This window comes from Lysobacter stagni (assembly GCF_030053425.1).
Taxonomy (GTDB): domain Bacteria; phylum Pseudomonadota; class Gammaproteobacteria; order Xanthomonadales; family Xanthomonadaceae; genus Lysobacter_J; species Lysobacter_J stagni.
In genome coordinates this window covers 2,825,506-2,852,237 of sequence record NZ_JASGBI010000001.1, presented here as the reverse complement: position 1 = coordinate 2,852,237, position 26,732 = coordinate 2,825,506, and the positions used below count along the sequence as shown (strand labels likewise).

29 protein-coding genes are annotated in these 26,732 nt (G+C 65.7%); 7 read left to right on the top strand and 22 right to left on the bottom strand.

Annotation, left to right across the window (positions count from 1 at the left end; translation table 11 throughout):
* Positions 1–135 precede the first annotated feature (135 nt).
* From QLQ15_RS13210 to QLQ15_RS13175, 8 genes are all read right to left on the bottom strand, one after another.
* Positions 136–1,335: a zonular occludens toxin domain-containing protein gene (locus QLQ15_RS13210; protein ID WP_283213228.1), complete on the bottom strand. Its 1,200-nt coding sequence runs from the start codon at positions 1,333–1,335 to the stop codon at positions 136–138.
* Complete coding sequence (locus QLQ15_RS13205; RefSeq protein ID WP_283213227.1) at positions 1,332–1,664, bottom strand: DUF2523 family protein; 333 nt, start codon at positions 1,662–1,664, stop codon at positions 1,332–1,334. The genes QLQ15_RS13210 and QLQ15_RS13205 overlap by 4 nt, the downstream gene beginning before the upstream one ends.
* Before the next feature lie 3 nt (positions 1,665–1,667).
* Entirely contained in the window at positions 1,668–3,128 is a 1,461-nt protein-coding gene (locus QLQ15_RS13200; RefSeq protein ID WP_283213226.1) for a hypothetical protein, read from the bottom strand.
* 110 nt (positions 3,129–3,238) lie between these two features.
* The gene (locus QLQ15_RS13195) at positions 3,239–3,487 is read right to left on the bottom strand and encodes a hypothetical protein (protein ID WP_283213225.1); all 249 of its coding nucleotides are present in this window, start codon (positions 3,485–3,487) and stop codon (positions 3,239–3,241) included.
* A 32-nt stretch (positions 3,488–3,519) separates the two neighbouring features.
* Positions 3,520–3,723: a hypothetical protein gene (locus QLQ15_RS13190; protein ID WP_283213224.1), complete on the bottom strand. Its 204-nt coding sequence runs from the start codon at positions 3,721–3,723 to the stop codon at positions 3,520–3,522.
* Positions 3,724–3,726: 3 nt separating this feature from the next.
* Positions 3,727–4,014: a single-stranded DNA-binding protein gene (locus tag QLQ15_RS13185; RefSeq protein WP_283213223.1), complete on the bottom strand. Its 288-nt coding sequence runs from the start codon at positions 4,012–4,014 to the stop codon at positions 3,727–3,729.
* On the bottom strand, positions 4,004–5,215 hold the full coding sequence (locus tag QLQ15_RS13180; RefSeq protein WP_283213222.1) for a replication initiation factor domain-containing protein: 1,212 nt from the start codon (positions 5,213–5,215) through the stop codon (positions 4,004–4,006). Before QLQ15_RS13180 ends, QLQ15_RS13185 begins: the two co-directional genes overlap by 11 nt.
* Before the next feature lie 276 nt (positions 5,216–5,491).
* On the bottom strand, positions 5,492–5,677 hold the full coding sequence (locus tag QLQ15_RS13175; protein WP_283213221.1) for a hypothetical protein: 186 nt from the start codon (positions 5,675–5,677) through the stop codon (positions 5,492–5,494).
* A gap of 90 nt (positions 5,678–5,767) precedes the next feature.
* Between QLQ15_RS13175 and QLQ15_RS13170 the strand changes: the two genes are divergently transcribed.
* From QLQ15_RS13170 to QLQ15_RS13155, 4 genes are all read left to right on the top strand, one after another.
* Entirely contained in the window at positions 5,768–5,986 is a 219-nt protein-coding gene (locus tag QLQ15_RS13170) for a hypothetical protein (protein ID WP_283213220.1), read from the top strand.
* Between the two features lie 301 nt (positions 5,987–6,287).
* Entirely contained in the window at positions 6,288–6,665 is a 378-nt protein-coding gene (locus QLQ15_RS13165; RefSeq protein WP_283213219.1) for a hypothetical protein, read from the top strand.
* Between the two features lie 114 nt (positions 6,666–6,779).
* Positions 6,780–7,034: a DUF3653 domain-containing protein gene (locus QLQ15_RS13160; protein WP_283213218.1), complete on the top strand. Its 255-nt coding sequence runs from the start codon at positions 6,780–6,782 to the stop codon at positions 7,032–7,034.
* 170 nt (positions 7,035–7,204) lie between these two features.
* Positions 7,205–7,459 carry a DUF3653 domain-containing protein gene (locus QLQ15_RS13155; protein WP_283213217.1) on the top strand — a complete coding sequence of 85 codons (255 nt, stop codon included), beginning with the start codon at positions 7,205–7,207 and terminating at the stop codon, positions 7,457–7,459.
* A 43-nt stretch (positions 7,460–7,502) separates the two neighbouring features.
* Here the strand turns inward: QLQ15_RS13155 and QLQ15_RS13150 are convergent, their stop codons facing one another.
* Entirely contained in the window at positions 7,503–8,441 is a 939-nt protein-coding gene (locus QLQ15_RS13150; RefSeq protein ID WP_432277814.1) for an alpha/beta hydrolase, read from the bottom strand.
* 372 nt (positions 8,442–8,813) lie between these two features.
* Between QLQ15_RS13150 and QLQ15_RS13145 the strand changes: the two genes are divergently transcribed.
* Both QLQ15_RS13145 and QLQ15_RS13140 read left to right on the top strand, forming a co-directional pair.
* On the top strand, positions 8,814–9,092 hold the full coding sequence (locus tag QLQ15_RS13145; RefSeq protein ID WP_283213216.1) for a hypothetical protein: 279 nt from the start codon (positions 8,814–8,816) through the stop codon (positions 9,090–9,092).
* A gap of 115 nt (positions 9,093–9,207) precedes the next feature.
* Complete coding sequence (locus QLQ15_RS13140; protein WP_283213215.1) at positions 9,208–9,510, top strand: hypothetical protein; 303 nt, start codon at positions 9,208–9,210, stop codon at positions 9,508–9,510.
* Positions 9,511–9,588: 78 nt separating this feature from the next.
* On the opposite strand, the gene QLQ15_RS13135 is transcribed toward QLQ15_RS13140, so the two are convergent.
* The 13 genes from QLQ15_RS13135 to QLQ15_RS13075 all read right to left on the bottom strand — a co-directional run bounded on the left by QLQ15_RS13135 (position 9,589) and on the right by QLQ15_RS13075 (position 25,141).
* Positions 9,589–11,043 (bottom strand): efflux transporter outer membrane subunit, encoded by a 1,455-nt coding sequence (locus tag QLQ15_RS13135; protein WP_283213214.1) that lies wholly within the window; start codon positions 11,041–11,043, stop codon positions 9,589–9,591.
* A 43-nt stretch (positions 11,044–11,086) separates the two neighbouring features.
* Positions 11,087–12,523: a basic amino acid/polyamine antiporter gene (locus tag QLQ15_RS13130; protein ID WP_283213213.1), complete on the bottom strand. Its 1,437-nt coding sequence runs from the start codon at positions 12,521–12,523 to the stop codon at positions 11,087–11,089.
* Between the two features lie 10 nt (positions 12,524–12,533).
* Positions 12,534–14,018, bottom strand: a complete 1,485-nt coding sequence (locus QLQ15_RS13125; protein WP_283213212.1) for a proton-conducting transporter transmembrane domain-containing protein — start codon at positions 14,016–14,018, stop codon at positions 12,534–12,536.
* A 140-nt stretch (positions 14,019–14,158) separates the two neighbouring features.
* Positions 14,159–15,661 (bottom strand): complex I subunit 5 family protein, encoded by a 1,503-nt coding sequence (locus QLQ15_RS13120; RefSeq protein ID WP_283213211.1) that lies wholly within the window; start codon positions 15,659–15,661, stop codon positions 14,159–14,161.
* Positions 15,658–15,981: an NADH-quinone oxidoreductase subunit K gene (locus QLQ15_RS13115; RefSeq protein ID WP_283213210.1), complete on the bottom strand. Its 324-nt coding sequence runs from the start codon at positions 15,979–15,981 to the stop codon at positions 15,658–15,660. Before QLQ15_RS13115 ends, QLQ15_RS13120 begins: the two co-directional genes overlap by 4 nt.
* Entirely contained in the window at positions 15,978–16,916 is a 939-nt protein-coding gene (locus QLQ15_RS13110; RefSeq protein ID WP_283213209.1) for a hydrogenase subunit MbhD domain-containing protein, read from the bottom strand. The genes QLQ15_RS13115 and QLQ15_RS13110 overlap by 4 nt, the downstream gene beginning before the upstream one ends.
* Positions 16,913–17,200 carry a cation:proton antiporter gene (locus tag QLQ15_RS13105; RefSeq protein WP_283213208.1) on the bottom strand — a complete coding sequence of 96 codons (288 nt, stop codon included), beginning with the start codon at positions 17,198–17,200 and terminating at the stop codon, positions 16,913–16,915. Before QLQ15_RS13105 ends, QLQ15_RS13110 begins: the two co-directional genes overlap by 4 nt.
* Entirely contained in the window at positions 17,197–17,457 is a 261-nt protein-coding gene (locus tag QLQ15_RS13100) for an MrpF/PhaF family protein (RefSeq protein WP_283213207.1), read from the bottom strand. The genes QLQ15_RS13105 and QLQ15_RS13100 overlap by 4 nt, the downstream gene beginning before the upstream one ends.
* Positions 17,454–18,002 (bottom strand): Na+/H+ antiporter subunit E, encoded by a 549-nt coding sequence (locus QLQ15_RS13095; RefSeq protein WP_283213206.1) that lies wholly within the window; start codon positions 18,000–18,002, stop codon positions 17,454–17,456. The genes QLQ15_RS13100 and QLQ15_RS13095 overlap by 4 nt, the downstream gene beginning before the upstream one ends.
* A gap of 62 nt (positions 18,003–18,064) precedes the next feature.
* On the bottom strand, positions 18,065–21,139 hold the full coding sequence (locus QLQ15_RS13090) for an efflux RND transporter permease subunit (protein ID WP_283213205.1): 3,075 nt from the start codon (positions 21,137–21,139) through the stop codon (positions 18,065–18,067).
* Entirely contained in the window at positions 21,136–22,182 is a 1,047-nt protein-coding gene (locus tag QLQ15_RS13085; protein WP_283213204.1) for an efflux RND transporter periplasmic adaptor subunit, read from the bottom strand. Before QLQ15_RS13085 ends, QLQ15_RS13090 begins: the two co-directional genes overlap by 4 nt.
* Before the next feature lie 236 nt (positions 22,183–22,418).
* Positions 22,419–23,672, bottom strand: a complete 1,254-nt coding sequence (arcA, locus tag QLQ15_RS13080; protein ID WP_283213203.1) for an arginine deiminase — start codon at positions 23,670–23,672, stop codon at positions 22,419–22,421.
* 41 nt (positions 23,673–23,713) lie between these two features.
* Positions 23,714–25,141: a basic amino acid/polyamine antiporter gene (locus QLQ15_RS13075; protein WP_283213202.1), complete on the bottom strand. Its 1,428-nt coding sequence runs from the start codon at positions 25,139–25,141 to the stop codon at positions 23,714–23,716.
* Between the two features lie 292 nt (positions 25,142–25,433).
* On the opposite strand from QLQ15_RS13075, the gene QLQ15_RS13070 reads away from it, so the two are divergent.
* The gene (locus tag QLQ15_RS13070) at positions 25,434–26,726 is read left to right on the top strand and encodes a surface lipoprotein assembly modifier (protein ID WP_283213201.1); all 1,293 of its coding nucleotides are present in this window, start codon (positions 25,434–25,436) and stop codon (positions 26,724–26,726) included.
* Positions 26,727–26,732 lie beyond the last annotated feature (6 nt).

The following is a 26,732-nucleotide window of genomic DNA, read 5'->3' as shown; positions in this document are numbered from 1 at the left end:
CGACTTCGAAGCTCCATCTGCCCCGCAGCTTCGACCTCGCCACAGCAATCTTGATGGTGTGCCCCTTGTAGGCAACACCCTTAACAGTGCGGTATCGGAACGCGTACTCGCCTTCCATAACGATCACCGGCAAGGTTAGCGGGAGCCGGTCTCGATCATACGGGCTCCGATGTCGCCATAGCCGCTCACCTGTGGCGCACTGATCGCTGCACCAGGTGAAGGAGCGGCCGCAGTCGCGGCCATAGCCGAAGGGGGCTCGCCCCCTACACCCCCTTCCCTTCGCACCTGTTGCTCCAGCAACTGGCGGCGTTGGGTCACTTCGTCCAGGCGGCGCCGTTCGCCCTGCACCTCGTCCAGGAACGGCTCGTACTGGCCCTCCCTGGCGATCATCCGGCAGCGGTTGGGCTCGATCACGTGCCGCGTGCCCTGCTCCGTCAGGCACGTGCACCCTTCCCTGCCGTCGTGCCCCGACGCCATGCAGAACACGCGAGGGGCCTGCATCGGGACGCCCAGCTTGTCGTAGGCCGGCGCGGTCCACGGCTGCCCCGGGATGCGGGGCGTGAGCCATGCCACGTAGTCGCTTTCTCGTGTCGGCACGTTCGACACCGGGCGGTCCGTCGCGGCCACCGTCGCTGGCGCTCCGTTAGCCGCTCCGTCCCTTCCTGCGTTCGCCGTGGCGGCCTGTGTCGCTTTCCCGCCCAGGCTCTCTTCCACACCCCGGAACTGATACCAGGCCGCGACGCCCGTCAGCGGCAGGCCGACCGCGAGGGCGATGTAGTACCAGGGGATCTTCTTCTCGGTGGTGTCCAGCACCGTGGATTCGTACAGACCCATCGGCCGCTTCGGCAGCTTGACCCGCTTGAGGATCAGCGGGTTCCCCTTCTCCGGATTGCGCTCGAACCGGTCGAAGATCCGCAGGTGCGCCAACGGCAGACCGAAGCGACGGCGCACGTGGATATGCCGCTCAATCAGGTCGTGCACGAACTCATCGACCTGCTTCGCCGGCGACTGCGAGACGAAGATGAAGTCGAGGCCGCGATGCCGGTGCTTGGCCAGCTCCCGCACGTGGTCGGGCACCTTGGAGCCCGGTGGCCGCTTGGGCAACATCTCGTGTTCGTAAGCCTCGTCGATGAGGCACACCGCGCCATCCGGCAGGAAGTTCACCCAGTCGCGGAACTGCTCGGGACTAATCGGCAGCACGCGCGCCTCTTCGTGCTTGAACCCGCGCACGTTGCCGACGAACACCAGGCGGCCCTGATCGCGAAAGGTCAGCGCGTGATCGATCGCATGCAGCGTCTTACCGTGGCCGGGCTGGCCGGTGTACCAGTAGATCATCGGCTTGCTCCCGGCAGCTGGTCAGCGACCGACTTCGGCACGATGAAGACCTTCGTGGACAGCCGGATGGTCAAGGCGCTGAGCACCATGCTCATGAACACATCCAGCCCAACGGCTCCGGCGAACTCCAACACCACGGAGGGCAAGCTGGCCGCATATTCCATCAGGAACGACTTCAGGCTCGGCAGCACCGCCGACATGGAAATCGTGGTCAGGCCGAACACGCCCAGCAGCTTGGCGACGAGCAGCCCGATGCCGTCACGGAAGGCCGCGAAGACGAACCGGCCGATGGCCGTCGCCATATCGGCAATGAAACTCAACGGGTTCATGCGCTACTCCATGAGCAGGCGAATGGAAATGTACGCACCCATCAACAGCAGGATGGCGCGGCACATCGTGACGAAGGGACACCACCAGTCCGCGCCCGATAAGTCCACCTGGGTGAACTTGAGATCGACCGTGCCGAGCTGCGGGCAGCTGCCACCGCCACCGAAGAAGCCGCTGGCGTCGAGCGAATCGGTGCTGATGAGCTTGGCGAGGAGACCGGGCTTTTCACCCTCACCCTCCCCCTCCTCCCCCGGCTTTTCGGTGCCGTTGGTTTCGGTCCAGTCCGGACGCTTGTTGCCGTTGCTGTCGCTACCGCAGATTTGGGCGCGCATCGCGCGCAGCTGGATGGCGTTCGCGTTGTCGCCTTCGACGGTGAACGTCTGCGAGCAGTCGCCGACATCGCCGCTCACCTTGGCCGCGTTGCCGGCTTCGACAGCGCACCGCGTAGCCCATGCCTGCGTGGCGACCATGCCTAGCACCGCATCGCCCGTGACGATGGGCGGCGACTTGCAATCGCCCCCGCCAGAGGCGCCCTTGCCGTCGCCGTTCTCCTTCCCGGAGCCGTCGCCCTTGTCGCTCTCGCCCTGGTTGCCGGTGCCGGCGTTGGTGCCGTGTTCGGTCTGGTAGTTCTGCACGACGGTGTTCACGGTCGTGTTGTTGGTCGTGGTGACGGTTTGAACAGGCGGCCCCTTCGGCTGCAGGTTGTCGCCGCTGGGCAGCTGCAGATTGGGCGGGACCGGGTCTTTGCCGGCGTCGCGCTTTTGCTTGACGTTGCCATCGCTCTTCTCGCCGGTCTCGCCCGGCTTCCAGCACACCTGGCGTCCGTTGCTCGTGCTGTGGCAGTGATTGCCGTCCGGCTTGAGGCAGAAGGTCTGGTTATCGCCGGCAGGAACGCACTCCTGCGGCTTCTCCGGCGTGGGTGGAAGATCGCCCGCACCGCACGTTTGGCCCGTGGCCTTCGCGGACGCCACCGAGCAGACCTTCTGTCCGTTGACGACGGTGCACGTGGTGACCGGTGGCGAGTACCTGCAGCCGTCCTTGCAGGTGGAACCGGAACCGCCCATGCCCACGGTAAACACGTCGTTGAGTGGCGGCCGGTCCTTGCACTTCTGCTCGTCCAGGCATTGCGCCGGGTTGAGCGGGTCCGCCCCGAATCCGGGCGGGCAGTCGCCGCCGTTGTTCCATTGGAACGCGTCGCCCCGCAACCAGCCACCGGGCTGGCCCGTCAGCGTGAACTGGTAGCGCTTGGGCACGGTCGTGATGAGCAGGCATTCATACGTCGCCGTCTGGTTCGGGTTGCTGTCGGTCGCGAACACGTTGACCCAGTGCGCACCCCACTCATGACAGGCCGTCTCGGCGGCGGCCTGATTGACGTACGTGCCGGGGTTGCCCGCGTGTGCTCCCGGCGCGAACAGTCCCAACAGCAGCGCGAACGCAACGGCGACGAGTGTGTCAGACCGCTTCATACGCGAGCCAGAACGCGCCGAGGATGGCGACGATCACGAAGTAGCCCATCTGTGTCTCCTTTCGAGTGAAGGGCCGCGCGTGGCGGCCCTCCCTCCCCTGCTCGGCTGCCTTACTTCGCGCGCTTGACGTACGCCCACAGCAGCAGGACACCGACGATGCCGGCAAGGATCATCAGGATGCCGCCCACCGTGGTCTTGGCGTTTTGGACCTCGGCGGTGATCGCGGCACCCACGTCGCTGTCCTGCGCCCAGGCGGCGACGGAGAACAGCGACGCGGTCAGCGCAGCGGTGACCGCGGCGACACGGGCACGCAGGCTGCGAGCACGCAGTGCGATGGACTGGGCGTTGGTGCGGTTCATGGCGTTACTCCTTTCGTGGTTGAGGGATGACGCTAGTGCTGCGCCGCGCGCCGATAGAGGCGGAAGCACAGCCCGACGGTCCAGACACTGACGATGGCCAGCGCCACCTGGGTGCCTTCGGCAAGTGAGAGCGTCGGCAACACTTGCTCGGGTTTGTCGACCCAGAACGGGACCGCGCACGTGCCGTCTGCCGAGACGTGCTCGGGCAGGCAGGCTTGGATGAGCACGGTCCCCACGGGTCACTTCGCCGGAACCAGCGGTTCCAGCACCGGGAACTTGGCGAGGAAGTGCGCGCCCTTGTTCACCGTCAGCATCTTTTCCAGCGACAACCGGTAGCGGCCCGGCTTGAACTCGGGCTGGTCCTTCTCCAGACGCACGGTGTACGGGTACGCAAACCCGTTGCATTCGAGCTTGCCGTCCTGCGAGCGGGTCTCGTACGCGACCTTGTCACCGGCGTCGTTGGTGAATTCGCCCTTGCGCTCCTTCACCGAACCCGGCAGTACTTCCACGATCACTTCAGCGTTCATCGTTGTTCTCCATTGAATCGGGGCATTGGTCGATGCCGGACACGTCCGCCCACGTAAGACGCCCAGCGTTCTTCATCCAGCGCGGCACCTTGTCCGTGCTGATCATTTCGATTAGGTCTAGAAGCGCCTCCGCTGACGGAGCGAGACGCACGAACTGATAGAGGCTTGCGCCATACATCCGCTTCACGTGGCGCTTGATCGACTTCAACGTCGCCTTGCTGACTTCGTTCGCGACCACCAGCCGTTGCACGCACGAACTGACGAAGTCCAGGCACGCGAACGCGCCGCGCATGTAGGCCATCGGATCGGAGAGCACGTCGAGACTGACTCGCCTGCGCGTGGAGCCTTTGAGCTGCACTTCCCAGCGCACCCACGGCGAATCCGGATCGCCTGCCTTCTTGCCTTTCTCGTACACGCGCAGCTGCTTCTCGCTGCTGCTGTGGCCGACGTAGAAGGTCGAGCCCTTGCCGCTGCCGTAGTCCTCGAAGCCCTTCGCCTCGGGGCGCTTGCGTTCGCCCGCGAAGCGGTAGTCGAATTCGCCCAGCTCGTACATGCAGCGCGCCAGCGCAAGATTGCGCGTGCCGTCGAAATCATCGAAGGCGATGTCGGTTCGACTGAGCAGCGTGTCGATGCTTGCGAGCTTCGCTCGCAGCGCCAACCACCGCTGCGCGTGGTCCGCGCACGCATCGCCGCGCTGCTCGTACAGGGCGCATCCGAGGCCGGTCAGTTCGAAGCGCAACGAGGGACGGCCACCCTTGCGCTGGGTCAGCTCGCCGCCAATCTCGATCATGCCGGCGTTGTCGCCGAACACGTTGTGCAGCATGAAGCGATACGCGTAGAAGCTGCCCGGGGCGGCCTCCGCCGCGAGCACCAGTCCGGTACCGGCGAAGAAGTAGCAGAACGCCGCCTGGACAAGGCTGATCACGATGCCGTCAGCGGGCACGAAGGGGTTGCGCTTGCCCACCACCAGCTCGCCGTCGGCGGTGTGGTCGTCATCGCGCTTGCGCTTTGGCCCGTACGCGCGCAGGTGCGCGGCGAGGCCTTCGAACGTGGTCACGTCGGTCTCGAAGCCGTCGATCGACGGAGCCCGCGAGCGCCAGTCCATTTCCTCAATCAGGCTCCACAGATCGACGCTGCCGGCCAGCCAATCGAGGCCCGCCCACGTGCGGGAGGACGTGGTACGGGCATGCTCCAGCGCCACCGCGTCTGAACCTGAACGACTGACTCCCCTGTTAGCCGAGGGGAGTCCTTCACGGCGGCCCCCATCAGCCATGACGCACCTCCTGAGACGCAATGAATGCGCGTGCAGCGCGGTGTGCGACTAGAGAGCGGCTTGGGTCGCGCAGGCACGTGCGCGCCTCACTGAGGGCCGCTGCGTGCGCCTGATCCAGCTCTGAGATGGTTTCGGCGGCGGAGGGTGCGGCGACCTGCTGACGATAGATCGGACGGTACGAACGCCAGAACGCAGACACCCGGCTCATTGCCGCGCCTCACGCAATGCCAGGCATTCCTCAAGCTGATCGCCGGCCGCGCAGAAGATGGATTCCCACAGCTCTTGCTCGCCGGGCTGCATGAGGTCCGGGAACAGATCCGGGTGCAGATTGCCAAGGGAGATATCCCGCGCCAGACGCGCGCCGCGCTCGGTGTCGGTGATGCGGCTCATCGCCTGGGCCTCACACGCTTCACCAGCGGCAGAGCAGTACACTGAATCAAGCTCGCGACCTGGGCCCTCCAACACACCGAGGACGGCACTATGGAAGTCGACGAAGACCCGACGCTCGAGATGTTCGGTGCGCTTGCGACCTGCCTAGCGATTTGCATCGACCTTGCAACGCCGTCGCAGCTATCCAAGATGGAAGCTGAGTTCCTTGCCTTCCTGCACTCGGTGAACCCTGAGTCGCCGGCGGCCAACGTGTTTCGTTCCGCCCTGCGGCAGATCACCGAGCGAACGGGGTTCTTCTCGCAGCAGTGATTGGCCTCGCGTTGCGCGTGGTTCCTGGCGCCTGCGAACGGGTCTGCCCCACGAATGACCAGCGCCAAGCCCCAGTAGCCCAACAGGCTGAGCGCTATTTGCGCCCCACCGAGCAGCACGACCGCCACGAACCCTTCCATGTGCCCTGCCCCTTGGCTGGTGGCCGGGGACTGCGGCGGCGGGTCGTAGGGGGCTCCCCTGTCCGCCGGGGCCTGTCCCCGGCGGGTTGGCCCTGTCCAGTGATTACCGGACAGAGAGCATGTAAAGTGTTTAACGGACAGATGTCAAGAGGACACCGGACATGAATGCTATTGCCAATTTGCTCGATAAGGCGAAAACCACCAAAGGCATTCCTTCCGACAACGCATTCGCCGTCGCAATGGGCTGGCGTCGCCAAGTCATCAGCCAATGGCGCAGTGGAGATAGCTACCCAAGCGAAGACAACATCGCGCAACTCGCAGAAGTCGCGAACGAAGATGTTGTGAAGTGGCTCGTTACAGTGAAGGCAGAACGCACTGACGGTCCTGCAGGCAAAGCGTGGGCTCGCCTCGCGCGTCAACTTGGAACAGCGGCCGCACTAGCGCTTGTCGCTCTACTGCCCTTCGGAAATGTCAGCGCGAAGTCGATAACCACAGTCGATGTGGTTCGTGACGAATGCATATTATGTAAAACGACGTAACCGCCGCCTGGCTTGGCTCTGCGGGCTTTGGGCTAAGGTTTTGACCCGCCTCAGGGCAACCCGTCACCCCTGCCCGGACGCTAGTCCCCGGTCTCTGGCACAAGGGGTGCCTGCATGAACTTCGACTTCGAGGACGACTGGTACGGGTGGCGGCTGCGGGGTCGCCACCTGGTCTCTGAGGATGGTCAGCGTATGACCATCGAACGCCTGCGCGGCCTGATGTGGCGCGACAAGATGGAGCTTCGGCTCAAAGGCTACGCCAGCCGCCGTGCGGCCGAGGAAGCCCACCGAGCTGCCAACCGACCCAAGGTCAAGGTGCTGGTGGTCGACCTGGACGAATACCGGCATCGCGGAATGGCTGCGTCCTGATCCCGTCTCAATGTCCGCTATCGGCCAGGAGCGGACATTATGTCAAATGGCCGTGGTCGCCGCCTGGCTTGGCTCTCCGGGCTTTGGGCCAAAGTTTTGACCCGCCTCAGGGCAACCCGCCATCCCTGCCCGGACGCTGTCCCCCAGCTACTGGCACAGGGGGTGCCCGCATGAACTTCGACTTCGAGGACGACTGGTACGGGTGGCGGCTGCGCGGTCGCCACCTGGTCTCTGAGGATGGTCAGCGTATGACCATCGAACGCCTGCGCGGCCTGATGTGGCGCGACAAGATGGAGCTTCGACTCAAGGGTTTCGCGAGCCGCCGGGCCGCCGAAGAAGCCCGCCATGCGGCCAATAGACCCAAGGTCAAAGTGCTGGTGGTCGACCTGGGCGAATACCGTCATCGAGGAATGGCCGCATCCTGACCCCGCCACAATGTCCGCTATCGGCCAGAAGCGGACGTTCGACTTACCTCGGCGTCATGCCAATCGCGCCCAGCCATCCCTCCAAGAGCGTCGGCCACTCGTCAACCGGTGACCCCGTAGCTCGCAACCCGAATGCGTGTCCGCCCTTTGCGAACACATGCAGTTCCGCAGGAACCTTCGCTTTCCTCAGCGCCAGGTAGTAGACAAGCGAGTTCTCGACTGGGTCGATCGGGTCGTCCTGTGCGTGGAGTAGGAACGTCGGCGGGGTCTGGCTGCTGATCCGCACATCCGGGTTGAGCGCGAAGTCTTTCGCCGGCACGGCCAAGTGCCCCGGGTAGAGCGCCACGGCAAAGTCGGGACGGCAGCTCTCCGCGTCCGCCGCGTCGACCGCTGTATACAGACGCTTGTCGAACTGCGTGCTCATCGCGACAACCATATGACCGCCCGCCGAGAACCCCATGACACCAATCTTTCGCGGATCGATGTTCCACTTAGATGCGTGGAAGCGGACCAAGCCCACCGTCCGCTGTGCATCTTGCAGTGCGGTCAAGCAATTCCGATACGGACCTGATTTCTCGCACGGCACGCGATACTTCAGCAGAACGCACGTGATGCCCTTGGATGTTAACCAATCGCAGGCTTCAGTACCCTCCAGGTCCATGGCCAGCACGTTGTATCCGCCACCCGGAAACACGACTACGGCAGCGCCGGTGTTCGGCGCCCTTGGTGGGTATACCGTCATCGTCGGCTCCGCGACCTGAGCCACGAACACCCACGGCTTCCCGCCAACAAGTCGCTTCGTCGCCGGTCCGGACACTTCCGGCTTGTCTAATGGCTTTGCGTCGGGAATGAGACCAGGCCAGATGGGCACTTGCTCGTGCCCCGGTGATGGCTCCCAGGAAGACGAGGCAATGCATGGCGCTGCAAACGCGTACAGGAGAGACAGAGCGACCAAGGGTGCGATTTTGCAACGTTGCAACATGCTCTCTATCGGTCTATCGAGGGCTGCTCGTCCGCAGCAAGAGGTTGCATGGTATCGCCGACGCTTGCGGTCGCGAATGACCGCTTTGGGTCGAAAGCGGACATTAGCACCAGCCCCGTCTTCCGCCCTGCCCCAATGTCATCGGCCAGAAGCGGACAGACTGACCGGTCGCCAAGATCTCTAAAGCACTTCAATGCCTCCCCTCGAACTGTAGGTGCACCTCGGCGCCCGAGTCGCTTCCCATCAGCGTGCGGCTATTCAGATCGCGATGGCGCGACCCGCGTGGCTGCGATGAGACCCGCAGTGATGACGTCGTCACGCGACCAACCGCGTGGAGTGCCACTATGCGGAGGCCCGCCTTGGCCACCTTCAATGCAGCCGTACGACAATTGCGAATCCATCCTGGCGTTGACCAAGGTTCTCAAGCTTTCCATCGAGCTCTCCGGATCTGCGAGCGCAAAGCTGTTCTCGAGCATGGTCAGCGGCATGCTTTCCGCCAGCGAGTCGGGCTCAGCCCGATCCGCCATGTATCGGCTGGCAATCTCGTTCGCGGATGAACACATCAACGCGCTCGATCAGACGGACGATGTCGTGTTGAGAATGTTCCCGCCGGCAGCGAATGACGAGGCGATGTGCCTCGCGCCGCAGTAGTTCGCGGTCAGCCCAGGAAGATCGCCCCGCGAGCCGGCCTCGTCCTGCATGCCGTCAAGAAACCGCCCGTGATGGCCATCCGGGCCTGTTTCTTGTCGCCGATGGCAAAGAGTTCATGAAGGGTTCCGCTAGAGTCCGCGAACCTGCCGTTCATTGGCGGCAGGGTCCGGGCACTACGGTCGGGGGAACCTTGAAGGTCGACGAGTTCGAACTGCAGGAGACGGTCAACGCGTTGTCGGCCCTGATCGGGCTGTCGGTCGCGTCCGGCCCGCCGGAACTGGCCTCGGAATTCATCGCCCGCCTGCAGCGCGCCATCAAGGAGGCCGAACCGGGCTCGATCCGGTGGACGTTGTACACCCGGGTATGGCGGGAAGTGGTCGGCGAAGCGGGAAATCAGGACGTGTCCGACGGGCGCTGAAGGAGGGGAAGCGATCCCGGTGCCGGTTTCGAACTTATGCGCCCTCTGTGCTCTCCGAAGGCCCCTCCCCTGCGTCGCCTATAGCGAACCGCCTGGCACGGACGCCGTCGCAGCCGTTTCGGCCGCCGTGTCGACCCAGCCACCGCCGACCGCGCGGTAGACGTTGACGATCTCGGTATAGCGTTCGGCGCGCACGCGTGCCAGGGCGATCTCGGCCGCGAACAGTTCGTTGTCGGCCACCAGCACTTCGACGTAGCCGACCACACCGTAGTCGAACTTCAACCGTGACAGCCGCGCGGACTCGCGCAGGTTGCGCACCCTCGCTTCCTGGGCCGTGAGTTCTTCGGCCTTGCGCACGACACCGGTGAGCGCGTCGTTGGTTTCGCGGAACGCGTTGAGGATGGTGCGCTGGTACACGAATACCGCTTCGTCTGCCTGCGCCTCGGCGCTTCGAACCTGCCCCTTGATGCCACCGAAGGTGAAGATGGGGCCGCTGACCGCCGCAGCCGCTTGCCAGGTGCTCGCAGGTCCGGTGAGGAAGTTGCCGGCCGCGGTGCTCACCGAACCCAACAGCCCGGTCAGCGACAGCGAAGGAAAGTACAGCGCACGCGTTGCTCCGATGTTGGCATTGGCCGCCACCAGGTTCTGCTCTGCCTGAATGATGTCGGGGCGGCGTTCCAGCAGCTCCGACGGCAGGCCTTCGGGTACGGCTGGCGCGATCAGTTCATCGATCGATTTTCCACGCGGAATGGGTCCGGGATTGCGCCCCAGCGTGATCGACAGCAGGTTCTCCAGCGCGGCGATCTGCTGCTCGATCAGCGGGATCGTCGCCCGTGTCTGCTGGTACTGCGACTGGATCTGCGAGACCTCGGTGGACGACACGATGCCCGCCTTGAACCGCAGGTCGAAGATGCGTGCGGTCTCCGCGAAGTTGTGCGACGTGGCCTCTGCCACTTCCAGCTGGCGATCCAGCCCGCGCAGCGTGATGTAGCTGGCCGCCACCGTGGTCACCAGAGAGAGCACGGTGCCACGACGCGCCTGTTCGCTGGCGTACACCCTCGCCTGCGCCGCTTCGTTCAGCCGGCGCACGCGGCCGAACAGGTCCAGCTGCCATGCGGCGCCCACGGCCCCCTGGTACAGCGTGAAGTAAGGGTCCGCCCCTGCCGGAATGGGCGGCTGGCCTTCACGACTGGCACGGGTGCGGCTGGCGTTGAGGTCGTAGCCGACCTGCGGGAACAACTGCGAACGCGTGGCGTTGAGCACCCCCATGAACTGTTCGACGCGCGCGGCCGCAATCCGCACGTCAAGGTTCTCGCGCAGCGCGTCGTCGATGAGCCCATCGAGAACCGGATCGTCGAACTGTTTCCACCACGCGGTGTTGGCCACTTCCACGGCGACGGGATACTCCACGCGCCAGCGCTCAGGTGTGTCGACGTCGGGGCGCACGTAGTCGGGGCCCAGCAGGCAGCCCGACAACAGCACCGTGGCGACGGCAGCGCACAGGCAGACCTTGAGACCATGCATTCGGGGCATCCCGTGTCCGGCAGGCAATGCGTTGTTCACGATGCGCCCTCCTCTAGATGACCAGCGTGCCGGATACCAGTCCGTACAGCGCCGCGAGCGCCGCCACGCACAGCACGGCGAACAGCAACAGTTCGGCACGATTGAAGGTGCGGTGGTGTCCCTGCTCGCGCCGCGACAGGAAGAACAGGATCGAGCCAGGCGCGTACAGCAAGGCGGACAGCAGCAGGTACTTCATACCTCCGGAATACAGCATGCCCGCCGCGTAGACGGTGGCGATGGCGCCGCACACGAATCCGGCACGCCGGCTCTTCGATTCACCGGATGCGTAGGTCTCGCCGGTCCACGCCAGCTTGAGTCCGTACGCCGCGACCAGCAGGTACGGAACCAGCGTCATCGAGCTGGTCATCTTCAGCGCCAGGATGAAGGCGTACTCGGCGAACCAGGTCACCAGCAGGAACAACTGGATAAGCAGGTTCGTCAGCCAAAGCGCGGCGGCCGGAACGCCATTGGCGTTCTCGCGCGCCAGCCCGATGGGCATGGTCCTGTCGCGCGCGGCCGAATGCAGCACTTCGGCAGCCAGCAAGGACCACGACAGGTAGTTGCCCAGCACCGAGATCAGCAAGCCCACGCTGACGAACACCCTGCCCCACGGCCCGACCACCGCTTCCATCACGCCAGCCATGGACGGTGTCGCCAGCGCCGCCAGGTCAGGACGCAGCAGGATGCCGTAGGAGAACATCGTCACCAGGATCAACAGGCACAGCACGCCCAGGAAGCCGAGCACCGTCGCCAATCCGACGTCCTCGCGACGACGTGCGTAGCGGGAGTACACGCTGGCGCCCTCGATGCCGACGAACACGAACACCGTGACCAGCATCGTCGCCCGCACCTGGCTGGCCACGCTGGACACCGTGGCCGGCTCGCCGCCCCACAGGTTCAGCGCGAACACGTCGCGTCGAAAGCCGATGACGACCACCACGATGAACGTGGCGATCGGAACCAGTTTGGCGATGGTGGCGATGGTGTTGAGCGCGGCGGCTTCCTTGATGCCGCGCAGGATCAGCACGTGCACGCCCCATAGCAGCAACGAGGCCGAAACGATGGCCACCGGCGTGGTGCCGTCGCCGAACACCGGAAAGAATTGACCCAGCGTCGCCTTGATCAGCACCAGGCAGGCGACATCGGCCAGGCAGCAGCCAATCCAGTACCCCACCGCGGACACGAACCCCAGGTAGTTGCCGAAGCCGGCCTTGGCATAGGCATAGATGCCCGAATCGAGCTCCGGTTTGCGTCGCGAAAGCGTCTGGAACACGAACGCCAGCATCAGCATGCCGATGCCCGCGATCATCCACGCGATGACCGCCCCCACCGCGCCCGTGGTGCGGCCGAACGCGGACGGCAAGGCGAAGATGCCCGACCCGATCATCGAACCGACGACCAGCGAAATCAGCGCGCCGAACGAAAGTGTCTGGTCCTTGGGAGCATTCATTGCGCTCTCCTCAGTGCCATGTGCGCAAGGCGAAGTACGTCGCGGCGCACACGCCCAGCAGCAGGAGACCTGCGACCGGCCAGCGTCGTACCCAGGTGTCGACGTGCTCGCCGGCGATGCTCATGCGTTGACCGGCGCGTTCCATCGACGTCAGCCAGGCCGGCGTCTGCGCCGAATCGCCGCCGTGCTGCGTACGCACCCATCGCGAGATCAACGTGGACAACGCAACGCCGATCGCGACAGGCCATGCGGCCGACCACACCGCGAACGCGCTGAACGCACCGCGTTGGTCCGTTGCGAGGTAGATCCACCACGGCATCAGCACCGACGCCAACGCCATCGCCAGCCAGGTGGCGACCATCAACCCCGCCCCTGCCCTGCGTGCATCCGAAACGCCGTCGCGCCCGGCGCAAACGCGAAGGTGCCGCAGGAAGTGCAGCATCAGCATCGTCGTGGCTATCGAGGAGAGCACGGCAAGCACTCCGACGAAGCCGTCGCCCATGAGGTCCTTGCTGGCGTACTTCGCCAGCCAGCCACCAGTGAACGGCAGGCCGCCCAGACCCAGCGCGATCACGCCGGCCGGCCACATCAGCAGGCGCACGCGCGCGAACGGTGCCGCGCCCACGGCAAGGAACAGCGCCCCCTTCACCAGCAGGTGGTGCATGGCATAGAACGCCACGGCCGTCGGCGCGGCGAGAACAAGAGCTTTCGCCCCCCCCATGCCGACCATCGCCGCGATGAAACCCAGCTGGCTGACGCTGGAATACGCCAGGATCAGCGCCGGATCGCGTTTGCCCAGTCCTATCGCCACGCCGAAGAACGCGCCGCTCAGCCCCAGCACGACCAGCGCGATGGCCGGTGCCGACGGCATCGAATGCAACGGCAGCAGGCGAATCATCGCGATGACGCTGGCCTTCACCACGACACCGCTCATCACGGCGGCCGCCGGCGTCGGTGCGGCGCGGTAGGCCATCGGCATCCAGAAGTGCAGCGGCACCACACCCGCTTTCATGCCAAGGCCGACGACCAGCAACCACACAATGAGATCGGCACGCGGATGCTGCGCGATGCCAGCGGCGAGTGCATCGATCCGCAGGCCACTGATGCCGGGCGACTGGGCCATCAGCACCAACGCCGCCAGCAGGAATGCTTCGGCGAGCAGCGCAACTCCCAGATACACCGCGGCGGCGCGCAGCGACGCGGGCTGCGCACCCTGCAGTACCAGCGCGCTTGCGCCCACGCTCAACACGGCCAGCAGGAAGTAGAAGCCCACCACGTCGGCGCTCACGAACACACCGATGGAGCCGGTGAGCGTCATCAGCCACGCCACCGCGAAGGCGCCGGTGTTGCCGCGGCTCGGCGCCCAGCCGATGGCATGGATTGCGGCGAATATCCACAGCAGCGCCCCGGCCGCCAGCAGCATCGCGCCCGGTGCGTCCAGGCCGAACTCCAGCGCGAAACGTGAGGTGCCCAGCGTCCAGGTACCACTGGACATACCTGCCAAACCCGCCAACAAAGCCGGCACGGGTGCCCATGGCAACACGTGCAGCATCCGCTCACGCAGCGGTCGCATCGCGCAAGCGATCAACAGCGCCAACGGAATGCCCAGCGCAGCGGTGAGCAACAAGGGGCCGTTCACCGGGCCGCTCCCGCCGGCGTCGGAGCGCCGATCCGCATCAGGTCGCCCGGCAACCAGGCCGCCGCGCCGAGCACGAACGAGCACAACGCAAGCGCCAGCACTGCGTGTTGCTGGTACGCCGGCACGCGCGATTTCGGCGTCCAGCCGGCCTCGGCGGGCGCCAACGCCCGCACGACGAACGTGAAGACGTAAACACTGGTGAGCAGGCCGCCCACCAGCATCACGCAGGCCCACCACCATTGCGTCGAAGCAAAGCTGGCCGACAGCAACAACCATTTGGCGAGGAAGCCGCCGCTCGGTGGTAGCCCGATCAGCGACGCCCCGGCCAGCGCGAAGGCGACCGTGGTCATCGGTAATGCCCGGCCGACGCCGCGCAGCTCGGTCAGGCGGTCGTGACCGAGCGTGGTGTAGACCAGGCCCGCGGCCATGAACATCGCCGCCTTAGCCGTCGCGTGCGAGATGGTCTGCAGCATGCCGCCGGTCACGGCGGTGGAAGCATCGATGGGGCTGCTGCGCAAACCCGCGACGAGCGGAAACATCAGGAACAGGTAACCGATCTGTGCGACCGTCGAGTACGCGATCAGCAGCTTCAAACGCACCTGACGCAGTGCGGTGAGGTTGCCAAGGACGATGGCGGTCGCGCCGAGTGCTGCCAGCAGTTGCGCCGCAGCCAGCGTCACCACGTCCGGGAACACGTCGATCCACAACCGCAACAACAGGAACCAGGAACCCTTCACCACCAGCGCGGAGAGCACGGCGCTCGCGGCGGCCGGCGCGCCGGCATGCGCGGGCGGAAGCCACAGATGAAGTGGGAACAGCGCTGTCTTCGCCAGCAGCCCCGCGGTCATCAATGCGGCGGCCGACCACGCGATAGGCTCGGGTTTCACGCGCATCGCCAGCACGGGAATGTCGAGCGCGCCATAACCGCCATACAGCAGGAACGCGCCCAGCAGGTACAGCATCGAGCCGACCAGCGCGAACAGCAGATACCGCAACGCGGCGCGAAGCGTGTCGCCGGTTCCGTCCAGGCACACCAGCGGCACGGCCGCGAAGGTCAGCAGCTCCAGCGCCACGTACAGCGTGAACACGTCGCCGGCGACGAACACCAGGTTCAGCGCGCCCCAGATGGAAAGCAGCAGCAACCAGAACGTGAGCGCGCTGCGGCGTTCGCCCTCGCCCGTTTTCGTGCCGAAGCTGGCGCGTGCATACACCGCGATGCCTGCCATCACCACCGCCACGGCGACCAGCATCACCGCCGACAATCCATCGGCCCGCAACGCCACCCCCAGCGGCGGTTGCCAGCCGCCGAGCACATACACCAGTGCTTCATGCGACCGCATCAGCGCCGCGGCCACCGCCAACGCAAGCAGCAGTCCGATCGCCACCGTCGCCAGCACGAGCCGCTCGGCATTGCGCCCGCCCAGCACCAGCCCGACCAGAACCGCCGCGAAGGGCACCAGCACCAGCAGCACCAGCAGCACGGAGTGCGGTGTGCTCATGGCGGCGCCTCCCCATCGTCCTCCTGCGGATCGAGAGACACCGAATCGGCGGTTTCGGCCAGCCGCAGCAACACGGCCACGGCCAGGGCCGACGCTGCGAACGCCACGACGATCGCCGTGATCAGCAATGCCTGCGGTACCGGGTCGGCGATGCTCGCGCCTGCGCGCCGTGCGATGACCGCGCACAACAGGAACACGCCCGTGCTCATCAGATTGAAAGAAAGCACCTTGCGCAACGGCCGCGGTTCCACGATCAGCCCGTACAGGCCAAGCCCAACCAGCAGCGCCGCGCACGTACCGAAGACGACCGTGGTGTTCATCGCGGCTCGCTCCGCGGCGCACCGATCAGCAGCAGCGCCAGCGTGATCGCCAGCGATGGCATCAGCGCGAACTCGATGACGATGATGAGCGGCTTCGCGGCGCCTTCCGGATAGCCGAGGAACCCCACGCCCAACACGATGCCCAGCGTCCCGATGGCGATGAAGATGAGCGGCCCCGCCACCAGGCCCACACGCAGCCAGCGGCTGGCGATGGGCGGCGGTTGCGTCAACGCGGCCATGATCGTCAGCAGCCACATCGCTGCGAGGATGGTCGCGCCCTGGAACTTTCCGCCCGGCTGGTCGGCGCCCGCCCACAGGATGTAGATCGCCACCAGCACGCCGATGGGCGGCAACAGGCGCGCGATGTACGACAGGATTCCGTTCGGGTCGGCGCGATGCACGATGCCGGGCCGATGTCCCCAGTCCGGATCGGCGGACAGCGACCACACGCCGATCAACGCGAACAACAGCACGATGGCCTCGAGCAGCGTGTCCATCGCGCGGAACGCCAGCAGCACCGCGGTGATCGGATTCTTCACTCCCGTTGCGGCGATGTTCTGCATCACATCGGGCGCCAGCGTGGGCGCCGGATCCGGCAGCTGCAGGATGCACGCCACCAGCGCCGCCGTGACACTGCCTGCCCCCAGCGCGGCAAGCACGCGCAGGCGCAGGCTGCGGCTGCGCCACTCCGGAACCAGCCGCTGCGCCCGCAGTCGCGCGACGGCGCCAATCAGCAGCGCGCCGGTCAGCCCCGTGCCGATGGCGGCTTCGGTCAGCGCCACGTCCACCGCGGCAAGACGCACCCACACAAGAGTGAGCAGCAGGCCGTACGCGAGGTAGCCGGTCACCGCCGCGAACGCGTTGTGCGTCGCCACGGTCCACGTCGCCAGCCCAAGAACCAGCGCGCACAACGCGATGTCGAACAGCCCGGTCACGACGTGCCTCGCCGCGCCGCACGCGCGATCAACTGCGACACGGTCGCCGAAGACCACAGCAACAGCACCCACACCACCAGCAGCTTCAACCCGCTGAGCACGCTGTCCATCTGCGGCAGCAGCCCGAACACCACCAGGCCGATGCCCAGGTTGTCGGCCTTGGTGAGTGCATGCAGGCGCGTCATCGTGTCCGGGAAGCGCAACAGGCCGATGGCGCCGGCGAGGAAGAAGAACACGCCGCCGCAGATCAGCACGATGCTGACGATGTCCAGCACGGTCCTCATTCCGGGTCATCCCCCTGCCCCGCCTTGACGAAGGCGATCGAGGCGAACGCGGCGAGCAGCGCCAGGATCAATGCCACATCGACCACCGCCGACGGCCCTGTCGCAGCGGCCAGCAACAGCGCGGCGATGCCGCCACTGCCCAGCAGCTGGGCGGCCATCATGCGGTCCGCATCGCCCGGACCGCGCAGGATGCGGACCAGCCCGATGGCGACCGTCAGCAGCACGAACGCGGCCGATGCGAGCAGGAACGCGGTCACGACGATCCTCCTGTCGACTGGCTTGCATCGTCGCCGGCCACGAGTGCGCGCGCGAACAGGCGCTCCTCTTCCTTGAGCTGCTGCACGGCCGGCTGGCTCACGTCGAGGCAGTGGTACACCAGCGCGCCGTCGTTGTCGCCGCAGGGCACCGAGCCCGGCAGCAGACTGGTGATGGTGGCGAACGTGTTGCGTGGCAGGCCCGGTGAAAGGTCCAGCGGGCAATCGACCAGCCCCGTTTGCATCGGCATGCGCGGATCGAACGCACGGCGCGCGACGTCCCATCCCGCCAGCAGCGACTGGTAGAGGAAGTGCGGCAACAGCGAGATCAGCACGAAGAATCGCAGATGGCCCTGTCGGGGTGGCTGCAACCACAGACTCGTCGCGCAGGCGCAGATGGCGGCGAACAGGCCTACGGCGATATCTCCCAGGTTCGCGCTCGGCATCAGCACGACCCACAGCAATGCGAACGCGGCGACACGGCTGGCCGCTGCAACGCGCGGCGAATACGGCTGGCGCGCGGCAAGTTCCACGGCACGGCGCTTCATGCCGCCCCCCTCGCATGCCTGCGAAGCCGATCAATCGGGTGGAAGAACCGGCGCATGGCGGATCACCCCGAAGCCGGCGTGGCCGGCGCCTTGGGCGGTGGCTCGTTGCCGAACACCGTCACGTACAGCACGGGAAGGAAGACCAGCGTGAGCAGCGTCGCCACCAGCAGGCCGCCCATGATCGCAAACGCCATCGGCCCCCAGAACACCGTTGGCGCGATCGGAATCAGGCCAAGCACGGTGGAGATGGCGGTCAGCATGAGCGGCCGCATTCGCGACGTGGCCGCGCTCACCACCGCATCCAGCACGCCCTTTCCGCTGGCGCGGTCGGTTTCGATCTGTACGATCAGGATCACCGCGTTCTTCGCGATCATGCCGATCAGCGCGAGGATGCCGAGGATGGCGACGAAACCCAGCGGACGGTTGAAGATGAGCAGCGAAGCGACCACGCCGATCAAGCCCAGCGGCAGCACGCTCACCACCATCGCCAATCGGCGGAAGCTCACCAGCAGCACCATCATCACCACCAGCATCATCAGGATCATGATGGGAACGACCGCGAACACCGACGCGCTGGACTGACCGCTCTCCTCCGGCAGTCCACCCACCTCCACGCGGTAGAGCGGCGGCAGCTTCGCGGCGAACGCTTCAATGTTCGGTTGCAGGTCGTCCACCACGTCGTCGGGCATGACGTCCTTCACCACATCGGCACGCACGGTCAGCGTGGGCACCAGGTTGCGTCGCCACACCAGCGGGTATTCCTGCTCCTCGGCGAAGGTGGCGAACTGGCTGATCGCCACCATCCGCCCGCTGGGCGTGGGCACCTGCAACGAGGCCAGTGTCTGGAACGAAGCGCGCTGGTTGTCCACCGCGCGGGCGACGACGTTGACCAGGTAGATGTCGTCACGTACCTGCGTGACCGTCGTGCCGGTGATGGCGGCGTTGAGCGCGCTGGATAGCGCGGCGGAACTCACACCCAGCTGGCGCGCTTCGTCCTGGTCGACGTGGATGCGCACCTGCCGCGCCGGTTCCATCCAGTCGTAGTTGATGCCGTGCGTCCGCGTGTCGGCACCGATCACCTGCGCCAGCTCCAGCGCGATGTTGCGCACGCGGTCCTTGTCCGGCCCGCTCACGCGGTACTGCAACGGAAACCCGACCGGCGGCCCCAGCTCCAGCGACGACACACGGCCAACGACCTCGGGGAAGTCTTCCGCAAGCGCCTTGTCGAGCATCGCCTGCAGGCGCTCGCGGGCCTCGATGTCCTTGGCCACGATCACGAACTGGGCGAAGAAAGGATTGGCCAGCTGCACGTTCAGCGTGAGGATGAAGCGGATGGCACCGCGTCCGATGTAGGTGCTGTAGTGGTCGACGTCGGGGTTGCCGTTGAGCAGCGCTTCCAGGCGCAGCGCCTGCTCGCGCGTTGCGTAGATCGACGCGTTCTGCCGCAGCGTCATGTCCACGGTCAGCTCGGGGCGGTCGGACGCGGGAAAGAACTGCTGCGACACGAACCGCGACAGCAGCAGCGCGAGCAGGAACGCCCCGACGGTGATGCCGATGGTCAGCCAGCGCGCCCGTATCGCGCCCTGCAGCAGCCGGGTGTAGGCGCCAAGGACGCGGCTCGGCTTCGGTGGCGTCTTCGTGGTGGACGGCTCCGGGGCCTTGAGGATCGCCTTGCCCATCAGCGGCGCGAAGATCACCGCGCCCAGCCACGAGACGATCAGCGAGATCGCCACCACCGAGAAGATCGAGAACGTGTACTCACCCGCCGAACTGCGGGCGAAGCCGATGGGGATGAAGCTGGAGATGGTCACCAGCGTGCCGATGAGCATCGGCGCGGCCAGCGTGCGGTAGGCGTAGGTGGCCGCATCGTCCTTGCTGTCGCCCAGCGCCAGCCGGTTGATCATGGCGTCCACCGTGGTCATCGCATCGTCGACCAGCAGCGTCAGCGCGATGATCAACGCGCCCAGCGAGATGCGGTGCAGGTCGATGCCAAGCATGTTCATCACCGCGAACACGATCGCCAGCGTCAGCGGGATCGACAGCGCCACCACGGTGCCGGGGCGCACGCCAAGGCTGACGAAGCTGCACACCAGGATGATGATGATGGCCTGCCACAGCGAGGCCATGAAATCGTTGATGGCCGAATCCACGGTGACGGCCTGGTCGGCCACCAGCACCGGGTCGATTCCCATCGGAAGTTCGGCGCGAATGGCCGCCATTTCCTTGCGGATGTTCTTGCCCAGCGCGAGGATGTCGCCGCCCTCGCGCATGGCGATGGCCAGGCCGATGGCCGGCTTGCCGTTGACGCGGAACATCGGCTGCGGCGGGTCGATGTCGCCGCGACGGACCTGCGCGATGTCGCCCAGCCGGATGATGCGCCCCGAAAGCGAGACATTGAACGATTCGATGTCCTTCTCGTTGTCGAACGCGCCGCTGATGCGCAGGAACACGCGTTCCTTGTCGGTCTGGAACACGCCCGCCGGACGCAGCACGTTCTGCGCCTGGATCGCGGCGATGATCGAGGCCAGGTCCAGCCGCATGCCGGCGATCTTCTCGGTGGAGAACTCGATGTAGATCTGTTCGTCCTGGGTGCCGAGCACTTCGATCTTCGACACGTCCGGCACGCGCAGCAGTCGCTCGCGGGCCATGTCGACGTAATCGCGCAGTTCGCGGAAGTCGAAGCCATCGGCGGTGAATCCGTAGATGATGCCGAAGGTATCGCCGAAGTCGTCGTTGAAGAATGGCCCCACGACGCCAGCGGGCAGCGTGCCGCGGATGTCGCTGACGTTGCGGCGAACCTGGTACCAGATGTCCGGCACCACGTCGGGTGGCGTGGCCTGGTCCAGCTCGACGAAGATCGTGGTCTGCCCTGCCGTCGTGTAGCTGCGCACCCGGTCCAGGTGCGAGGTTTCCTGCAGCTTGCGTTCGATGCGTTCGGTGACCAGGCGCAGCGTTTCATCGACGGTCGCGCCCGGCCAGGCCGCGCCCACCACCATGGTGCGCACGGTGAACGCGGGGTCCTCGTCGCGCCCCAGGCGCATGAACGACACGACGCCGGCCACGATCGCGATGATCATCAGGAAGACCACCAGCGAGGTCTTCCGCAGCGCCCATTCCGACAGGTTGGGGCCGATCATCGCGCCGCCTCGAGCGGGCGCACCTTCTGGCCGGGACGCAGGGCCTGCACGCCCGCCGTCACGACGGTATCGCCGGCGTTCAAGCCGGAGGCGACGACGACTTCATACGGATCGGACGACTGGATGCGGATGACACGCATCGACACCGTCTTGACCTTGGGGTCCACCACCCACACGGCCGGCTCGCGTCCGGAGCGCATCACCGCGGTCGTCGGCACCGCGATCCCCACCGTTGCCGACAACGGGAGACGACCGGTCACCGTGGTGCCCAGACGCATTGCCGGAGGAGGATCGGCCAAGGAGACCCGCACGCGGAACGTGCCGGTCATCGGGTCCGCGCGCGGTGAGACTTCGCGTACGCGTCCGCTGGTTCGTACCTTCGGATCGGCCGTCAGAAGTACCTCGACAGTCGCGTTACGCGCAGCGTTGTCCTTGATGCGCGCCGGCACGTCGAACACCGCGTCGCGCGCGTCCTCGCCGGCGATCTGCACGATCATGCGGCCCGCCGAGACCACTTCGCCGGGCTCGGCGCCCTGCGAGGTGACCACGCCGCCCACGTCGGACACCAGTCGTGTGTACCCCAGCCTGTTCTCGGCCAGGTTCAGCTGCGCCTGCGCCGATTCGACCTGTGAATCGGCGGCGCGACGGTTGGCCTGCGCCTGATCGAACAGTGCGCGCGAAACCGCATTCTGCGCAACGAGGTCGCGCATGCGCACGAAGTTGTTGGACGCCTCGACCTGCAGCGCCCGCGCTGCGTTCAGCTGCGCGCGCGCCGATTGCATTCCGCTCTCTTCGTCCTGCGTTTCCAGCCGTGCGATCAGCTGTCCGGGCCGCACGACATCGCCCACGTCCACCAGGCGATCCGCCAGGCGTCCGCCGATGCGGAACGACAGGTTCACCTCGCGCTGTGCCTGCACGTTGCCGACCAGCTGGAACACGTCGCCGCGGACGCTCTTGTCCAGGGTCAGCACGCGCACGGGCCGCACCTCGCCCTGCTCTTCGTCGCTGTCGCGACGACACCCTGCGAGCGCCGCGAGGGCCATGACGCCAAGCGCCAGCGATAGCCACAAGGCTCGCGATGTTGCCCGATGGCTGCACGATGGAAGATCGGTGGAATGCACGCGCCTGCTCCTCGTCGACACCTGGGTCGTGCCCGTGACCGGCACGGAACGGGCGTGGCTTGCTTGCCGCTGCGCGGATAATCCGCGTCAGCCTCCAGGTGCAGCCGGCTCCCCTTCCGTGCCGGACGACGCCACCATGGCGCCGTCCGCGGTCGGCATCAGAACTCGACCGGATCGCGGATGATCGGGCACGTCATGCAGTGACCGCCGCCGCGACCCCGGCCCAGCTCCGCACCGACGATCGTGATGACTTCCACGCCTTCCTTGCGCAGTTGCGTATTGGTGTAGGTGTTGCGGTCGTACGCGAACACCACGCCGGGAGACGCACAGACCAGGTTCGCGCCGCTGTCCCACTGCGTGCGTTCCTGCTGATAGGCCGTTCCGCCGGTCTCGACGATGCGCAGCTTCTTCAGGCCCAGCGCGTCGCCAACCACGTCCACAAAGGGCTTGCTTTCGCGATGCAGTTCCACGCCGCTGGGATGACTGCTGGGGTAGTACGAGAACGTGCGCACCTGGTTGATGAACTCCGGGGCGAGCAGTGCGAGGTCGCGGTCGGCGAACGTGAACACGGTGTCCAGGTGCATCGCGGTGCGCATCTTCGGGATCGCCGCCACGATCACGCGCTCGGCGGCCTTCTTCTCGAACAGCGCCGCGGCAAGCTGGCTGATCGCCTGCCGCGAGGTGCGCTCGCTCATGCCGATGAGCACATTGCCCTTGCCGATGGGCATGACGTCGCCGCCCTCAAGCGTGGCCAGCCCATGGTCCTTGAGCGGGTCGCCCCACCAGACGTTCACCTTTCCGGCGAAGTCGGGATGGAACTTGTAGATCGACGTGGTCAGGATGGTTTCTTCGTGCCGCGCCGGCCAGTACAACGGATTGAGCGTCACGCCGCCGTAGATCCAGCAGGTCGTGTCGCGCGTGTACAACGTGTTGGGAAGTGGCTGCAGCAGGTACTCGGTTTCGCCCGCGGCCTCCTGGATGACCTTCAGCGTGTCGCCGCCGATCTTCTCGGGGAATTCGTCCGTGGAAAGTCCGCCGATCAGCGTCTGGGCCAGCGTGCGCGAATCCAGGCCGTTGAGGTAGCCGCGGATCTCGTCCACCAGCCCCAACCCCACCTGATCGGGCACGACCTGGTTCTCGATGATCCAGCGCCGCGCCTCGGGAACGTCCACTGTTTCGGCCAGCAGGTTGTGCATCTCCACCACTTCGACGCCGCGGTCGCGCATCTTGTTGACGAAATCGAAGTGGTCGCGCTTGGCGTTGTCGACCCACAGCACGTCGTCGAACAGCAGCCGGTCGCAGTTGGTCGGTGTCAGTCGCTGGTGGGCCAGGCCCGGCGAGCACACCATGACCTTGCGCAGCGTCCCGACCTCGGAATGGACGCCGAACTTCACGTTGTCTGCTGAGGCCATGTCCGGCCCTCCGTCTGTGGGTTGGTGATCCAATGCGGCGTTCAGACGTCCACGTAGCCCGTTGCCAGCCAGTAGATGCCGATGACGGCGCCGACGACCGCGAGGATGAAGACGACCCAGTCCCATACCCGCGTGAAAACCGGCAATCCCTGCTCACGGCGCGCCCAGATGTACAGCGCCGTCCCCGGCGCGTAGAGCACGGCGGAGAGCACGATGAACTTCACCCCGCCGGCGTACAGCAGGAAGATGGTGTAGGCGGTTGCGATCGCGGCGATGATCAGGTCGCGGGTGTGCTCCTGCGGCCGTATCGTGTCGTAGGTTTCGCGGCGGCGTACCAGCATCAGCCCGTACGCGGCGACGAACAGGAACGGGATCAACGCCATCGCGCTGGTCAGGTTCAGCATGAGAGCGAAGGCGTCGCGCGACCAGTACGTGGTGATGACCAGCAGCTGCACTACGATGTTCGTCGCCCACAGGGCGACCGAGGGAACCTTGTTGGCGTTTTCGGTGGCGAACACCTTGGGCATGTCCTTGGTCCGCGCCGCGGTGAACATCACCTCCGCGCAGATCAGCGACCAGGCCAGGTAGGCACCCAGCACCGAGATCAGCAGGCCGATGCTGACGAACACCGCGCCCCAATGGCCCACGACCGCTTCGAGCACGGTCGCCATCGAAGGCTGGCGCATTCCCGCGATCTCCGCTCGATGCAGGACGGCGTACGGCAGCAATGTCACCAGTACCATCATGGTGGTGACCATGAAGAAGCCGCTGATGGTGGCGAAGCCGACGTCGTTGCGTTCCCGCGCATAACGGGAGTACACGCTGGCACCCTCGATGCCGAGGAAGACGAACACGGTCACCAGCATGGTCGCGTTGACCTGCTGCATGATGCTGCCGGTCAGGTCGCCGCCATAGAGGTTGAAGCGGAACAGATCGGCCTTGAAGGCGAAGGCCACGATCACGATGAACACAAGGATCGGAATCACCTTGGCGATGGTCACGATCTTGTTGATCGCGGCGGCCTGCTGCACGCCCTTGAGGATCATGAAGTGGAACGCCCAGATGCCGATGGACGCCACGACGATGGCGACAACGGTGTTTCCCTCGCCGAAGATGGGGAAGAACGCGCCCAGTGTCGACTTGATCAGCACCCAGTACGACACGTTGCCGATGCAGCTGCCCATCCAGTAGCCGAATGCGGACAGGAAGCCCGGGTAATCGCCGAAGCCTTCCTTTGCATAGGCGAATACACCGGCATCAAGGTCGGGCTTGCGCTCGGCCAGCGACTGGAACACACGCGCGAGCATGTACATGCCGGTGCCGGCGATGAGCCATGCGATCACGGCGCCCAGCGGCCCTGTCGCTCCGGCGAAGGTTCGTGGCAGCGAGAAGATTCCGGCGCCTACCATTCCGCCCACGACCATTGCGGTCAGCTGGGCGCGCGACATCTTCTGTTCGCTGCTAGCCATAGCGGTTCCTGTCCATGACCTGAACAACCGGATCGGACGATTGCGCACTCGGTGTTCTCGCAGCGTGATGAAGTTGGATCGTGGATGTGATCGAACTGTCAAATGCCCTCCACTTCGCTTTCACTACGCGACGTAATAGCTCTGCTATAAGCGCAGTTCGTTGACGAGCCTGGCTGCGTGACGTTGCGCGTTCGAGTGGTGTCGCACGCGCCTGTTCATGACGTCACGTGGACATCAGCAAGGAGGTGATATGCGGCGCCGCTTCCGTTCCCCGGCCGCTGTCCAGCGGGCCGTGCGTACATTCCCCTGTCTGGCGTTTCTGTTCATCGTGTGCGCAGCCAGTGCACAGGACGCGACCTTCAATGGCGCACGGTCGCTGGTGGATCAGCACCAGTACGCGCAGGCGCTCGAAGTGCTGGCTCCGATGGAGGCGGCGCATTCGGGCGACGCGCAGTTCCATTACCTGATCGGTCGTGCCGCGCTGGGCGCAGGCGACGCCGAGAAGGCGCGCGCGGCGCTTGCCCGCAGCCTTGAGCTGAATCCCGACTCGCCCGATGCCCATCTCGCGTTGGGTCGCGCCTACTACGCACTGGACCAGTACGCGCTGGCGCGGGACCAGTTCGAGATCGCGCTGCGATTCGATGGACTTCCGCCCGACCTGTTGTCGCAGGTGCAGATCTACGACGAGGCGGCCCGCCAGTCGCTGGAGGAAGGTCGAAGCACGACGGCGTTCGGCTATGCCGAGCTGGGGGTTGGCGTGTATCGCGTCAATTCGACGCGTTCGACGGCGATTTTCGGCGATGGGGGAAGTGATGCTTTCTACAACCTGCGCGCGAGCGGCGGATTCAACCACTCGTTCGAGAACGGCTACGCCATCGATGGGACGCTCGATTACCGCCACCGCATCTACGACGACAGCGACACGCGCGACGATCGCGACCTTCGCTGGAGCATCGCAGGCAGCAACAGCTTCGGCGACAACAATCTGGCGCTGGGTCTGCGGGGGCGCGTGAGCTATCGCGGCAATGGCGACTACCGCAACGATGTGAGCGGCTTCACCAGCTACACGCGCAACCTCAACACCGACAACCAGCTGACGCTCGGACTCGACGTGCGCCGGCGCAGGTACCCGGAGGGGCCGCTGCGCGACCGCAGCCGCACCACCGCGACCGCCTCGGTGGGCTGGTCCACTTCGCTCGCCGGTGGTGCCGGCAGCTTCTCCCTGACCGCGCACGGCGGCCGCAACTACGCCACCAGCCGGCCGGACGGCGAGTCCAACGTCTTCGGTGCGACGGCCAGCTTCGATTACACCTTCAACGATTCGCTGGACGGCTTCCTCTTCGTCTGGTGGGAGCGCGACTCGTTCAACACCGACGCCGTCCACTTCCATCCCGACGCACTCGACCAGGCCGTGGTTCTGCGGCGCGAGGACAACCTCTACGAAGGTGGCGCGGGACTGATATGGACCTTCGCACCGAAGTGGTCGCTGCGGCCGGAGTTGCTGTACATCCGCGACCAGAGCAACTCGGTGACGTTCAACTACAGCTCCACCGAGGCGTGGATCAACGTTCGAAGGGCGTTCTGAGGCGGG

Bases quoted from the DNA above. Each gene is read 5' to 3' on its own strand.
- QLQ15_RS13125 (WP_283213212.1), bottom strand. From the start codon at position 14,018: ATGTCCAGTGGTACCTGGACGCTGGGCACCTCACGTTTCGCGCTGGAG.
- QLQ15_RS13140 (WP_283213215.1), top strand. From the start codon at position 9,208: ATGAAGGGTTCCGCTAGAGTCCGCGAACCTGCCGTTCATTGGCGGCAG.
- QLQ15_RS13090 (WP_283213205.1), bottom strand. From the start codon at position 21,139: ATGATCGGCCCCAACCTGTCGGAATGGGCGCTGCGGAAGACCTCGCTG.
- QLQ15_RS13120 (WP_283213211.1), bottom strand. From the start codon at position 15,661: ATGAGCACACCGCACTCCGTGCTGCTGGTGCTGCTGGTGCTGGTGCCC.
- QLQ15_RS13155 (WP_283213217.1), top strand. From the start codon at position 7,205: ATGAACTTCGACTTCGAGGACGACTGGTACGGGTGGCGGCTGCGCGGT.
- QLQ15_RS13205 (WP_283213227.1), bottom strand. From the start codon at position 1,664: ATGAACCCGTTGAGTTTCATTGCCGATATGGCGACGGCCATCGGCCGG.
- QLQ15_RS13200 (WP_283213226.1), bottom strand. From the start codon at position 3,128: ATGAAGCGGTCTGACACACTCGTCGCCGTTGCGTTCGCGCTGCTGTTG.
- QLQ15_RS13115 (WP_283213210.1), bottom strand. From the start codon at position 15,981: ATGAACACCACGGTCGTCTTCGGTACGTGCGCGGCGCTGCTGGTTGGG.
- QLQ15_RS13170 (WP_283213220.1), top strand. From the start codon at position 5,768: ATGGAAGTCGACGAAGACCCGACGCTCGAGATGTTCGGTGCGCTTGCG.
- QLQ15_RS13150 (WP_432277814.1), bottom strand. From the start codon at position 8,441: ATGTTGCAACGTTGCAAAATCGCACCCTTGGTCGCTCTGTCTCTCCTG.
- arcA (WP_283213203.1), bottom strand. From the start codon at position 23,672: ATGGCCTCAGCAGACAACGTGAAGTTCGGCGTCCATTCCGAGGTCGGG.
- QLQ15_RS13185 (WP_283213223.1), bottom strand. From the start codon at position 4,014: ATGAACGCTGAAGTGATCGTGGAAGTACTGCCGGGTTCGGTGAAGGAG.
- QLQ15_RS13160 (WP_283213218.1), top strand. From the start codon at position 6,780: ATGAACTTCGACTTCGAGGACGACTGGTACGGGTGGCGGCTGCGGGGT.
- QLQ15_RS13145 (WP_283213216.1), top strand. From the start codon at position 8,814: ATGCAGCCGTACGACAATTGCGAATCCATCCTGGCGTTGACCAAGGTT.
- QLQ15_RS13175 (WP_283213221.1), bottom strand. From the start codon at position 5,677: ATGAGCCGCATCACCGACACCGAGCGCGGCGCGCGTCTGGCGCGGGAT.
- QLQ15_RS13165 (WP_283213219.1), top strand. From the start codon at position 6,288: ATGAATGCTATTGCCAATTTGCTCGATAAGGCGAAAACCACCAAAGGC.
- QLQ15_RS13085 (WP_283213204.1), bottom strand. From the start codon at position 22,182: ATGGCCCTCGCGGCGCTCGCAGGGTGTCGTCGCGACAGCGACGAAGAG.
- QLQ15_RS13195 (WP_283213225.1), bottom strand. From the start codon at position 3,487: ATGAACCGCACCAACGCCCAGTCCATCGCACTGCGTGCTCGCAGCCTG.
- QLQ15_RS13105 (WP_283213208.1), bottom strand. From the start codon at position 17,200: ATGAGGACCGTGCTGGACATCGTCAGCATCGTGCTGATCTGCGGCGGC.
- QLQ15_RS13075 (WP_283213202.1), bottom strand. From the start codon at position 25,141: ATGGCTAGCAGCGAACAGAAGATGTCGCGCGCCCAGCTGACCGCAATG.
- QLQ15_RS13135 (WP_283213214.1), bottom strand. From the start codon at position 11,043: ATGCCCCGAATGCATGGTCTCAAGGTCTGCCTGTGCGCTGCCGTCGCC.
- QLQ15_RS13210 (WP_283213228.1), bottom strand. From the start codon at position 1,335: ATGATCTACTGGTACACCGGCCAGCCCGGCCACGGTAAGACGCTGCAT.
- QLQ15_RS13095 (WP_283213206.1), bottom strand. From the start codon at position 18,002: ATGAAGCGCCGTGCCGTGGAACTTGCCGCGCGCCAGCCGTATTCGCCG.
- QLQ15_RS13130 (WP_283213213.1), bottom strand. From the start codon at position 12,523: ATGAATGCTCCCAAGGACCAGACACTTTCGTTCGGCGCGCTGATTTCG.